The sequence below is a fragment of the Halorussus amylolyticus genome (genome assembly GCF_004143485.2).
Lineage (GTDB): Archaea > Halobacteriota > Halobacteria > Halobacteriales > Haladaptataceae > Halorussus > Halorussus amylolyticus.
The window spans coordinates 125,239-137,401 of the sequence record NZ_ML974133.1 but is presented as its reverse complement, the minus strand read 5'-3'; the positions used below and the strand labels follow the sequence as shown (position 1 = coordinate 137,401).

The 12,163-nt window shown below is 66.5% G+C and carries 7 protein-coding genes; 3 read left to right on the top strand and 4 right to left on the bottom strand.

The features are described 5' to 3' along the window. Positions 1–38: 38 nt before the first annotated feature. Both EKH81_RS09705 and glpK read right to left on the bottom strand, forming a co-directional pair. A complete protein-coding gene (locus EKH81_RS09705; protein WP_132058347.1) occupies positions 39–1,112 on the bottom strand; it encodes a DUF7973 family transport facilitator in 1,074 nt (357 codons plus the stop codon). Between the two features lie 3 nt (positions 1,113–1,115). After that, positions 1,116–2,648 (bottom strand): glycerol kinase GlpK, encoded by a 1,533-nt coding sequence (glpK, locus tag EKH81_RS09700; RefSeq protein WP_132058346.1) that lies wholly within the window; start codon positions 2,646–2,648, stop codon positions 1,116–1,118. A gap of 230 nt (positions 2,649–2,878) precedes the next feature. Here glpK and glpA point away from each other — a divergent pair, with 230 nt between their 5' ends. From glpA to EKH81_RS09685, 3 genes are read left to right on the top strand one after another with little or no spacing between them, the layout of a single operon-like run. Further along, complete coding sequence (gene glpA, locus EKH81_RS09695) at positions 2,879–4,576, top strand: anaerobic glycerol-3-phosphate dehydrogenase subunit GlpA (RefSeq protein WP_132058345.1); 1,698 nt, start codon at positions 2,879–2,881, stop codon at positions 4,574–4,576. Continuing rightward, positions 4,566–5,948, top strand: coding sequence for a glycerol-3-phosphate dehydrogenase subunit GlpB (gene glpB / locus EKH81_RS09690; protein WP_132058344.1), 1,383 nt, complete (start codon positions 4,566–4,568; stop codon positions 5,946–5,948). The genes glpA and glpB overlap by 11 nt, the downstream gene beginning before the upstream one ends. 3 nt (positions 5,949–5,951) lie before the next feature. Continuing rightward, a complete protein-coding gene (locus EKH81_RS09685; RefSeq protein WP_132058343.1) occupies positions 5,952–7,343 on the top strand; it encodes an anaerobic glycerol-3-phosphate dehydrogenase subunit C in 1,392 nt (463 codons plus the stop codon). 620 nt (positions 7,344–7,963) lie between these two features. Here the strand turns inward: EKH81_RS09685 and EKH81_RS09680 are convergent. Both EKH81_RS09680 and EKH81_RS09675 read right to left on the bottom strand, forming a co-directional pair. Continuing rightward, positions 7,964–8,938: a DUF368 domain-containing protein gene (locus EKH81_RS09680; RefSeq protein ID WP_132058342.1), complete on the bottom strand. Its 975-nt coding sequence runs from the start codon at positions 8,936–8,938 to the stop codon at positions 7,964–7,966. A gap of 68 nt (positions 8,939–9,006) precedes the next feature. Further along, entirely contained in the window at positions 9,007–12,141 is a 3,135-nt protein-coding gene (locus tag EKH81_RS09675) for an oligosaccharyl transferase, archaeosortase A system-associated (RefSeq protein ID WP_132058341.1), read from the bottom strand. Between the last annotated feature and the right edge of the window lie 22 nt (positions 12,142–12,163).

Here is a 12,163-nt window from a genome sequence, read left to right as displayed (position 1 = left end):
GCCCGTGCCGATAAAACAACGGGGAGTCACGCGGTCGCCTAAATTGCCAGATACCCCGCGCTCGGGAGGAGACCGAACAGGTAGAGGACGCCGACGACGAGCATGACGAACGCGATTGCCATCGCTGGCGGGTCCACGTGGGTGTCGGAGTGAGCGTAGAAGATTCGCTGGCTGACCTCGCCGACGACCCCCGCGAGCGCGCCGAACCCCCCCGCGACCAGCAGGGCGGCGGGTTCGCTCCCGACGAGCGGAAGCGCGAGTACGGCCCCGACCGACCCGATGAGCGTGATGTGGTGGGTGACCGGAATCTTCTCGACGCCGAGTTGGAGGAACAGCAGGCTCATCGCCGAAATCGCGTAGCCCATGAAGATGCTCCCCGTCTCCAGCCAGATGTAGCCCGCGAGGATGCCGCCCACGAGACCGATGGCCGTGACCCCGGACCACCGGTACTGGTGGGGGAGCCACGGTTCGGTCGCGAGTCGGGTCTCCCCGGTCCCGCCGTCGGTCACGACGCGCTCCTCCTCGCGCTCGAACGGCGTCATGTCGAGCAGATTCGAGCCGCGAGGGGTGCCGACGAGCGGGTAGCCGAAGGCGACTCGGGCGAGCAACGCGGTCGCGACCACCGAGAGCGCGATGCCGTCGGTCGGGACGCCGAGACCCCCCGCGAGGCGGGCAATCAGCATCCCGAGCGCGCCGAAGACCGCGCCGACCGCGAGCACGTCGGGCTTGGTCCCGAACGCGTAGAGGATGTCCTTCCCGAAGTGGTAGTCCCAGCCGTCGGGTTCCATCTCGGGGTACTTCTTCCCGGCGAAGGCCGACGCCGCCACGCCGCCCGCGAACGCGATGTGCGGGCCGGTAACCATCCCGAACCCGATGACGCCCGTGAGGTCGACCGCGAGCGCGCCTCCGGAGACTCCATCGAGTGCGGCGATTTCCCGCTGGAGAATCGCGAGTCCCTCGCCGAGGAAGACGACGAAGCCGGTGAAGATGAACGCGGGGAGCGCGCCGATGGCGGCACCGAACGCGCCACCGGCGAGCGCCGTGACGAACAGCACGAGAAACTCCTCGATTCCGAGTTCGAGGACCGGAATCTGGAGTATCGTTCCGTACATCGGTCACTCCTCTTGGGCCCAGTCGAGCGACCGCTCGACGGCGTCGTCCCACCGACCGTACATCGTATCGGCCTTCGACGCCGCCATCTCGGGGGCGAACTCCCGGTCTACCTGCCAGTTCGACCGGAGTTCGTCCACCGTGTCCCAGTAGCCGACCGCCAGACCGGCGGCGTACGCCGACCCGAGCGCGGTCGTCTCGTCCACCTGCGGGCGGACGATTTCGGTCTGGATGATGTCGGACTGAAGCTGACAGAGGAAGTTGTTCTTGACGGCCCCGCCGTCGACGCGGAGGCTCGTCGTCTCGACGCCCGAATCGGCCTCCATGGCTTCGGCGATGTCGCGGGTCTGGTACGCGATGGATTCGAGGGTGGCCCGGACGATGTGTTCCTTTCTCGTGCCGCGGGTCATTCCGACGATGGTGCCGCGCGCGCGGCCGTCCCAGTGGGGCGCGCCCAGTCCGGTAAATGCGGGGACCATGTAGACGCCGTCGGTCGAATCGACCGACCGGGCCAGCTCCGCGGTCTGGGCCGCGTTGTTGATGAGGTCCACGTCCTCCAGCCACTCGATGGCAGCCCCGGTGATGAATATCGAACCTTCGAGCGCGTACTGGACGGGTTCGCCCGAGAGCTGGAAACCGATGGTCGTCAGCAGACCGTGGTCCGAACTCACGGCCTCCGACCCGGTGTTCATGAGGTAGAACGACCCGGTCCCGTAGGTGTTCTTGGCGTCGCCCTCGTCGAAGCAGGTCTGGCCGAACAGCGCGGCCTGCTGGTCGCCGAGCGCGCCCGCGACCGGCACCTCAGCACCGAGGAAGCCGTCGGGGTCGGTCGTTCCGTAGGTCTCCTCGTCCGAGGAGGGCCGGACCTCCGGGAGCATGCTCTCGGGGACGCCGAACTCCTCCAAGAGGTCGTCGTCCCACGAGAGGTCCTCGATGTCGTACAGCATCGTCCGCGAGGCGTTCGTCACGTCGGTGATGTGGTTGCCCGTCAGATTGTAGATGAGCCACGCGTCGATGGTGCCCATCATGAGTTCGCCGTCGCGGGCGCGGTCGCGGAGGTTCTCGGTCCGGGACGACGAGAGCTTCAGCGGTTCGGCGTTGTCGAGTATCCACTCGACCTTGGTGGCCGCGAAGTAGGCGTCGGCTTCGAGACCGGTGGTCTCGCGTATCCACTCGACCTTGTCGGCGGCTTCGAGTTCCTCGACCCGGTCGGTGGTCCGGCGGTCCTGCCAGACGAGCGCGTTGTGGACCGGTCTGCCGGTGTCGGCGTCCCAGACGACGGTCGTCTCGCGTTGGTTCGTGATGCCGAGCGCTTCGAGCTGTTCGGCGTCCAAATCGGCGTCGGCGAGACCGCGCGTGACCACCGCTTTCGTGTTCTCCCAAATTTCGAGCGGGTCGTGTTCGACCCACCCCGGTTCGGGGTATATCTGTTCGTGACGCTCGTACGCGTTCGCGACGACCTGCCCGCCGTGGTCGAACACCATGAACCGAGTGCCAGTCGTCCCCTGGTCTATCGCCCCAATATAGCTGTCTACCATTGTTCTGTAGGTTCGTGTGACGGCAGTTTACTGTTGCCACCGACCTACTAATAAACAATATGGTGAATCATTATAAATGTTGCTCCCCGGTTCGATAAATACCGCCGATATACCGGCGAGAAATCCGATAGACGACGGACGACGGAATCAATGCCGGAACGCGATGGAAGTTTACTCTCGACACGACCCTGTCGATGAAGTAAAGTGCGTCGACTCCGAAGGACGCGTAGATGGCATCGACACCCCACACCGTCGTCGTCGGGGGCGGCTCGACCGGCTGCGGTATCGCGCGCGACCTCGCGATGCGCGGCGTAGACGTGTCGCTCGTCGAGAAGGGAAACCTCACCCACGGCACGACGGGTCGGATGCACGGGCTGCTCCACAGCGGGGGTCGGTACGCGGTCTCCGACCAGGCGAGCGCCAGAGAGTGCATCGAGGAGAACCGCGTCCTCCGGGACATCGCCTCCCACTGCGTCGAGCTGACCGGCGGCCAGTTCGTCCAGTTGGAGGACGACCCCGACGAATACTTCGAGGAGAAGCTTCAGGGCTGTCGAGACTGCGACATCCCGGCAGAGGTCCTCTCCGCGGAGGAGGCCCGCGAGGAAGAGCCGTACCTGACGAAGGACGTGAAGCGCGCGATTCGCGTGCCGGACGGTGCCGTGGACCCCTTCCGACTCTGCGTGGCGAACGCCGCCGACGCGCAGCGCCACGGCGCGCGCATCGAGACCCACGCCGAGGTCGTGGACGTGCTGACCGACGGAACCGAGGTGACGGGCGTCGAGGTGCGCCACGACTCCGGACCGGGCAAGCGCGAACACGTCACGCCGGGCGAGCGCGAGCGAATCGACGCCGACTACGTGATAAACGCCGCGGGCGCGTGGGCCGGGCAAATCGGTGCGATGGCGGGCGTGGACGTGGCGGTCCGACCCTCGAAGGGCGCGATGGTCGTGATGAACTGTCGGCAGGTCGATACGGTCGTGAACCGATGCGTCCCGAAAGGTGACGCCGACATCGTGGTTCCCCACGAGACGACCGCGATTTTGGGGACGACCGACGTGGAGGTCGAGGACCCCGAGGACTACCCCGAGGAACAGTGGGAGGTGGACCTGATGATAGACGAACTCTCGAAGCTGGTGCCCATCCTCCGGGAGGCCCGCACCGTCCGGTCGTTCTGGGGCGTGCGCCCGCTGTACGAACCGCCGGGGACCGGAACCGCCGACCCGACCGACATCACCCGCGACTACTTCCTGCTCGACCACGACGACCGCGACGACCTCGCGGGGTTCACGAGCATCGTCGGCGGGAAGTTCACCACCTACCGGATGATGGCCGAGGAGATTTCCGACCACGTCTGCGAGAAGTTCGGCGTCTCGGCGACGTGCCGGACCGCAGACGAACCCCTGCCGGGGAGCGAGGACTTCTCGGTCCTCAGAGACTACATGGAGGAGTTCGGTCTCCGGTCGCCAATCGGTCGCCGGAGCGTCCAGCGGCTCGGCTCGCGCGCCGACGACGTGCTGAAGACCGGCGAGCCGAACCCCGTCCTTTGTGACTGCGAGGCCGTCACCCGCGCCGAAATCCGGGACGCAATCGACCAGTCTGGCACCGACCTCAACGCGGTCCGCATCCGGACGCGAGCCTCGATGGGCAACTGTCAGGGCGGCTTCTGCTGTCATCGAATGGCGTCCGAACTTCACCCCGAGTACGACGCGCCGCAGGCCGACGCCGCGCTCGACGAACTGTTCGAGGAGCGGTGGAAGGGCGAGCGCCACGCGCTCTGGGGCGAACAGCTCTCGCAGGCCGCCTTGAACTACGCGCTCCACGCGACCACGATGAACCGCGACCGCGACCCCGGAGACGCGACCGTGGATTTCGGGGCGTTCGATTCCGGCGCGGACGACCTTCACGAGGAGGTGAACCATGGCGATTGAGGACGACGTGCTCGTCGTGGGCGGCGGCATCGCCGGGATGACCGCGGCGCTCGCGGCAGCCCGCGAGGGCGCGGGCGGCCGCGTCCGCGTGCTCTCGCACAAGGACTCGACGCTCAAGAGCGCGAGCGGACTGATAGACGTGCTGGGGTACGCGCCGCGACCCGCGGCTTCGGCCGCGGGTCGCGGCGCTGGCGATGGCCAAAGTCACGGCGCGGACGACGCGGAAAATCGAGCGCCGGAGACGCCCCTCTCGAACCCCTTCGACGCCATCCCCGACCTCCCCGATTCGCACCCCTACAGAATCGTGGGCGAGGCGGGTGTTCGCGAAGGCCTCGCGCTGTTCGACGACGCGACCGGCGACCTGTATCGCGGCGGTCACACCGACCGGAACGCGCTCGTCCCGACTCACGGCGGGCGCGTCAAGCCCACCGCCCGCTACCCCGCGAGCGCCGCGGCCGGACTGGCGAGCGACGACCGGGACGCGCTCCTCGTCGGCTTCGAGACCGTCACGGACTTCGACGCGCCGCTGGTCGCCGACCACCTCGAATCGGTGGGGGTGCCCTTCGACGCGGAGGGCGTCACCCTCCGGTTCCCCGGCGGCTTCCGGGCCGACGCGAAACTCACGCGGTTCGCCGACGCGCTCGACGCGAACGAGCGCGTCGAACGCGTCGGCGGGGCGGGATACACCGAGACGCTTCCGGCCCGGGAGGCGCTCGCCGAGACCGTGAAAGACCACCTCGGGGACGCCGAGCGCGTCGGCTTCCCGGCGCTCCTCGGCCAGCACGCGCCCGCGGAAGTGCGCGCGGACCTCGAAGCCGAACTCGGCGCGGCCGTCTTCGAGGTGCCGATGGGACCGCCGAGTCTGCCGGGGATGCGACTCGAAGGCGCGCTCGTGGCGGCCTGTCGCGAGGCGGGCGTGCGATTCACGACCGGGAATCCCGCGGTCGGCTACGAGACCGACTCGTCCGGGCGCGTCCGGGCGGTCCGAGTCGAGCGAAACGGCGCGGCGATTCCGTTCCACGCCGACCAGTTCGTGCTGGCGACCGGCGGCCTCGTCGGGAAGGGAATCGACTCCGACCGCGAGGGGGTCCGAGAACCGATTTTCGACTGCCGAGTAGCCCACCCGAGCGACCGGTACGACTGGTTCGAAGACGACGCCTTCGGCGACCACGCGTTCGCCCGATTCGGCGTCGAAGTTGATGGGGAGTTGCGACCGCTCGACGCTCGCGGGGGCTCCGAGTTCCCGAATCTGCGGGCGGCCGGAGCGGTGTTGGGCGGCCACGATTTCGCGGCCGAGAAGTCGGGCGCGGGCGTCTCGCTGGCGACGGGACGATTTGCGGGGCGGACCGCGGCGAAGGAGGTTCGAGACTGATTCATGAGCGACACAGAGAATCCCGAGACCGCGAGCGAGGTACGGACCGAGAACACCGTCGAAGCCGACGAGTTCGAGCCGATACAGGTGTTCCCCGAGAGCGAGGAGATGGACCTCCGGCCGGGGAGCGACGACTGCTACAAGTGCTCGACGTGCGACACCAACTGCCCGGTCGCCGCGGTGGACGACGAGTTCCCCGGCCCGAAGTTCCAAGGACCCGAACAGTGGCGACTCAAGCGCAAGGACGACCACGACATCGACGACTCGGTGATGTCCTGCTCGAACTGCATGCGGTGTGACGACGCCTGCCCCTCTGACGTTCCGCTCTCGCAGATGCACAACACGGCTCGGGGGTCGTTCGTCGAGAATCAGATGGACAAACTCTCGCGCGAGTACGTCCGGAACCGGATTCTGGCGAACTACGGCGCGCTCGCCCGACTTGGGAGCAAAGTCCCCCGACTCACTAACTTCGTGATGGGCAACTCGGTCGTCCAGAAATTCAACGAGAAACTCCTCGGAATCACGAGCGAGCGCGACTTTCCGGCGTTCGCCGACGAGACGTTTCGGACGTGGTGGAAGAGGCGAGGCGGCGTTGCCGCCTCGAAAAAGCGAGCGCAGGATGCGCGAGCAGAGCGAGACGGCGCGAACGTCGAGAGCGACGACAAGCGCGTGGCGTACTTCCACGGGTGTTACTCGAACTACAACACCCCCGCGGTCGGCAAGGCGATGGTCCGGGTGTTCGAGCGGTTCGGCTACGAGGTGATGGTCCCGCCACAGCGGTGTTCGGGCACGCCGATGTTCGCCAACGGGATGCTCGACGACGCCGAGCGCGCCGCCGAAGTCAACGTCCGGGAACTCGCGGCCGCCATCGAGGACGGCGCTGATATCGTCGCCTCGTGTACCTCCTGTTCGATGTCGCTCCGCCAGGAGTACCCCGAACTGTTCGACTTCGAGGGGACCGCGAGCGTGGCGGCCCGGACCTACGAGGCGCTCGAATACCTCCGCGTCCACGAGGACCTCGAAGGCGCGCTGGACGACGCCGAAATCGACGGTGAGGGCGACGCCGAGAGCGAGAACTTCGCGTACCACGCGCCGTGTCACGCCCGAAATCAGGGTCTCGCGGGACAGGCGGTCGAACTCCTCGACCGGCTTGAGGGCGCGAACGCCGAGGACGTTGGCGATTCCTGTTCGGGAATCTCGGGCACCTACGGCTGGAAGGACGAGAAGTACGATACCTCGATGCAAATCGGCGCGGAGATGTTCGACCACATGGAGTCTGTCGAGGGCGAGACGGGACTGACCGAATGCCCGACCTGCGCGATGCAGATGGAACACGGCACGGGCTACGAGATTCGCCACCCGCTCGAGGTGCTGGAAGAGGCGTTGGTGGATTAGAGATAGAACGCGGTTTGTGGAGTGCTCTGTTTTTGTGACTGTCCCTGCTCCGGCATCGTTTTGTTTGGTTCGTGAAGCGTTCCGCCTATCTGTTTTGTTTAGTTCGTGAGCTACCTGCTCGCACGTCACCTATGAAACCGCACCGCGACCGCAGGCCACACCCTCCCCAGCCGATTCGCTCACTCGCTCCCTGCGGTCGCTCGTTTGCTCATCCCTCGCGCGAACGACGGCGCGGCATAAAGCCGCGCCAGCGCGCGCCGTGACCCAAGATCGGATTTCGCGAAATTCGACTAAATCCGTGGCGCGTGCGGTCGCGCTCTTGTGGCGCGACACAATCGCGCGAGGTCTGCGCGAGCGAAGCGAGCGCAGGCTTGGAAGACGCGGTTTGTCTTCCAGTGGATGAGTATCGCAGGGAAGGAGCGACCGACGGGAGCGACTGACTGAGAAACGCAGTCGGTTGGGGAGGGTGTGGCCCGCGGTCGCGGTGCTGTGCGGTTCTCATATGTGCCGGCAGTAGTGCTGTTCTCGTCGGGGAAGACTGGAAACTCCATTTGACGGAGGAGAACACGGTCCGGCAGTAGTGCTGTTATATCAAATATTAGTACTGTTCTCGCCGTCGACTAGTCGTTCCGAGCCGCCACAGACGCCCCGGAGGACTCGTCCTCGATGTACTCCAAGTCGTCGGTGTAGTAGTCGATGAGCAGGACCGCGAACGCTCCGACGAGGCCTGCGACCAACACCGCTGCCACGCGCTCGGACGGCCACGCGCCGCCCGAGCCGACGACGCGCTCGACCGGGAGCCTCAGCGCGCCGACCATCAGCGCGACCAGGAAGGTGAGCGTCACCTCGCGGTGATTCGCGAGCGCCCACTTCACGACGCGGGCGAACGTGAGGATGCCGACCGCCGCACCCGCGACGAACGAGACTATCGAGACGCCCGGCCCGACCAGCGAGCTGAGCGATTCGCCCCGGGCCACGCCGACCGCGCCGTCGATGAACGCGTGGAGGGTGTTCGACATGAAGACGTACTGGCCGAACAGGACGAGCAGAAGCGACCCCGACACGCCGGGGAGAATCATCGCACAGATGGCTATCGCCCCCGCAACGAAGAGGACCGGAGGCGCGTGGGAAATCGCGGCCCCCGCCGCCTCGCCCGAGAGCGCGAACGCGACGGTGAATCCGACCACTGCCGCCGCGCGCTCGGCGTGGGTGTCGAGTCGGACCTCGCTCCAGAGGACGACCGCCGACGCCGCGATGAGACCGAAGAAGAACGCGAACAGCACCGCGGGGTTCGACGCTTCGAGCGCGGAGACGACCCCCGTAACCCCGATAATCGCAGTCATGACGCCCGCGCCGAGGACCGCGAGAAACGCCACGTCCATCTCCCGAAGCAGGCCGACCACGCGGGCACGGGCGTCGGGGTCGTACGCCCGCGGGAGGTCGGCCAGCACTCGCGGGTCGAACGCCGCAATAGCGCCGACGAGTCGCTCGTAGATGCCGGTTATCAGCGCGATGGTCCCGCCGGAGACGCCGGGTACGGCGTCGGCGGCACCCATGAAGATGCCCTTGAGGTAGACGGAGAGCCACGCTCGCATTAATGTGACGTACACCGACCGCGCGGAAAACAGTTCGGCTTTTGGGTTCGGCGTCGGGGCGCTCGTTCTCAGTCTCGTTTCATGCCGACGGCCGCGAGCGCGAACGCACCGACGAGTCCGGCGCGCGCGGCGGTCGTCTGCTCGCGGGGCGGAAGCGCCTCGTCGGGAGACACCGACTCGACGCCCGACGACTCGGGCGAGTCGAGCGCGGAGGCGTTCTCGGAGTCGTTCGTCGAGTCGGCCTGCGTCTCGTTCGCGTCGGCCGTCTCGTTGCCGTCCGTCACGTCGGTTTCGTTCGCGTCGGCGGTCGAGTTGTTCTCGTCCTGTCCGAGTTCCACGGACTGCTCGGTCAGTTCGACCTGCGTGGCGGACTCGTTCTCGCCGACGACCTGCCCCTCGCTCACGTGCGCGGTGGCGTTCGAGAAGGTGACGTTCCCGTCCTCGAACGACTGGGGCGTGTTGAACTGATACGGGCCGGTCGCGCGGACGCTGGTGTTCGTGTAGCCCTCGTCGGTGCCCCACTCGTCGTAGCCGGTCGAGGAGTACGGCAGGGTCATCGTGAACTCACCGTTCTCGTCGGTCTCGGCCTGCTGGGTGTAGGGGAACGTCGAGTTGGCTCCGGCGGGTGCCATCTCGACCGTCGCGGTCACGGTCGTATTCGCGGGACCGGTTCCTTCGACCGTCGCGCCGGGCACGCGCTCGAACGTCTTGACCCACGACGGCGACGTGCGGAACAGCGCGTTCGGGTTGATGCCAGCCTGCTGGAGGAGTTGCATCTCGGTCTGGAGCGTCTGAACGTAGTCCTGGGAGTTGGTGCCCGAGGCCTCGCTCTGCTTGACGAGGCGGTAGTGTTCGAGCGCGGGCACGCGCTCGCTCGGGAACGGGCCGATACCGCCGATTTGGGCGGTGCCGGTCGTGTCGTTCTCGACGTACGCCCGGGCCTCCTCCATCGACTCGAACTGCTGGACGGGACTCGCGTTCTCGCCGGTCGGCGCGCTAACTAGCTCGTCGGTCGAGTACTGACCGAGTCGCTCGTAGTCCACCACGACGGGGCTCGGTTCGACCGCGCTCCCGTGGTAGAGGTAGAGTCGCGCCACCTGACTGTCGTAGTAGCGCTGGTCTTTCACCTGGAACAGGGGCTGATACCCGTTCTGACCCTCTTGGTACATCTGGGTCGTGAAGTCGGTCTGGCTCACGTTGTCGTTGAACACCGTGGGAGCCGAGAACTTCGAACTCGGCTCGGCCATCTGCCAGTCGGTCATCACGTATCGGGTCTCCTCGTGGTCCTCGCCGCGCCTGTCGAGGACCTGATTCGCCTCGGCCTCGCTCGGCGCGAGGAGGTAATTCGCGGCGCTCGTCGCGCCCTCCTGGAACGGGTTCGCGTTCGGAATGCGCTCGCCCTGCGTGGTAATCCAGTGGCCGTAGTCCCACCACGACATCACGCCGTAGGCTCCCTCAGGATACTCGAAGTCGTCGCCCTCGTCGGGACCGTAGGTGCCGTAGTACTCCATCTCGTTGTCTGCACCGCCGTACGTTCCTTCCTCGGGCGTCTCGTTCGCCATCCAGTCGAGCGTCCCGTCCCACTGGGTCACGGCACCGGGGGTGGTCTGGCCTTCCACCATCGCGGTTCGGGTCTCGTCGATTTGCGGATTGCCGGTCGTCCCCAACGTCGCGGGGAAGACGAGGACCGGGAGGACGAGCAGTACGACCACTACGACGACCATCACCTGGTACCCCTCGATATCAGTCACCGATTTCCGGTCGGTGAGGTCCACTAGGCCGAACGTCCGACTGACCAGATACGCGTTCAGCACCGCGACCGGCACCGCGAGGTAGTAGTTGAATCGGACCTGGGTGAACGCCGCGGCGAAGATGAACGCGGCCCACACCAACACGAGGAAGTTCTCGGCGCGGTGGTCGCCGGTGCGGTAGGTGCGCCACACGAGCCAGACTGCGCCGATAATCGCGGTGAACAGCATCAGCCCGTACTCCTGCAGAATCACGTCGTACCACTCGATTCCCCACTGCGGCCGGGCGTTGGAGAGGAACGGTTGGGCCTCGCCGATGGTCCGGGTTCGCGCGCCGGTGCTGAACCCGACGACCCGGATGACGTTGTTCCGAATCAGGTCGAAGACGTTCGGGAGCGCGACCGCGACCGCGCCCACGACGGCGACGATGATACCGCCGATAGTGGCGGGATAGAGCGTTTTCGCGAGGTCACGGTCGTCCCACTCGCGGGCGAGCCACGCCATGAACACACAGCCGCCAGCGACAGCGAACGCCAGCAGTGGCTGAAGCAGCGAGAACTTCGTCGGGCTGAATTCGAGCGTTCCGAGCGGGACCAGCAGGAGGAAGCCGGTCACGCCCATGCTGACCGCGCCGACGAGCGCGAGGTGGTCGGGGCTGACCCCGCGGACGTAGTCGGCGCTGAGTTTGACCGCGAAGAACGCGCCGAAGATGCCGACGATGAGGACGCCCGGCGGCCACGTCCAGAGGTAGAACGCGGTCGCGAGACCCGCGAGCGCGCTGTAGCCGACCGGTCTGCGAAGCGCCTCGAAGTCGCGGTCCACGAGGAGTTCGTACACCGGTTTCTCGCGCTCGGCGACGGTCAGCGCGACCATCATCGCGAGAACCGCGATTACCTGGAAGAGGACCTCCGCGACGTGGTGGTCGGCGAATCCGACGAGGCCGCGCCGGAGGAACGTGCCCGGCAGGAGCGCGAGCACGACCACGCCGAACACCCCGCCGAGACGACCGGCGAGGCGCTTGCCGATGAGATACGTCGGAATCAAAACGAGCGCGCCGAACACGGCGGGCGCGACCAAGACAGTCATCTCGACGGTCTGCTCGGAGGGGCTTCCGAGACCGACCACGAGCGCGGCCGTCGCCATGAGCTGGTCGTACAGCGTCCCGTACTGTCCGACGCTCGTCCCGAACGGGAAGTAGGTCCACGGGTCGAACGGCATCGTCTGTGGCCAGTTCGCCACGGTGTAGGTCACTTGACGGAGGTGATACCACGCGTCGTTTCCGGCGAGAAACACCTCGCCGTTCTGGATAAATCGGTCGTACGACTGGAGACGTACCCAGAGCATGAACGCGAACGCGGCGACCAGCACGGGGACGTGATACCAGTCCTCGACTGCGTCGAGGAACGACTCGACGGAGTCCGTCGAGTCTTCGACCTGCTCAGTCTGCTGGCTCATTGACTCGAAAGAACTGGCAAAA

Bases quoted from the DNA above. Each gene is read 5' to 3' on its own strand.
- glpA (WP_132058345.1), top strand. From the start codon at position 2,879: ATGGCATCGACACCCCACACCGTCGTCGTCGGGGGCGGCTCGACCGGC.
- EKH81_RS09705 (WP_132058347.1), bottom strand. From the start codon at position 1,112: ATGTACGGAACGATACTCCAGATTCCGGTCCTCGAACTCGGAATCGAG.
- glpK (WP_132058346.1), bottom strand. From the start codon at position 2,648: ATGGTAGACAGCTATATTGGGGCGATAGACCAGGGGACGACTGGCACT.
- EKH81_RS09680 (WP_132058342.1), bottom strand. From the start codon at position 8,938: ATGCGAGCGTGGCTCTCCGTCTACCTCAAGGGCATCTTCATGGGTGCC.
- EKH81_RS09685 (WP_132058343.1), top strand. From the start codon at position 5,952: ATGAGCGACACAGAGAATCCCGAGACCGCGAGCGAGGTACGGACCGAG.
- glpB (WP_132058344.1), top strand. From the start codon at position 4,566: ATGGCGATTGAGGACGACGTGCTCGTCGTGGGCGGCGGCATCGCCGGG.
- EKH81_RS09675 (WP_132058341.1), bottom strand. From the start codon at position 12,141: ATGAGCCAGCAGACTGAGCAGGTCGAAGACTCGACGGACTCCGTCGAG.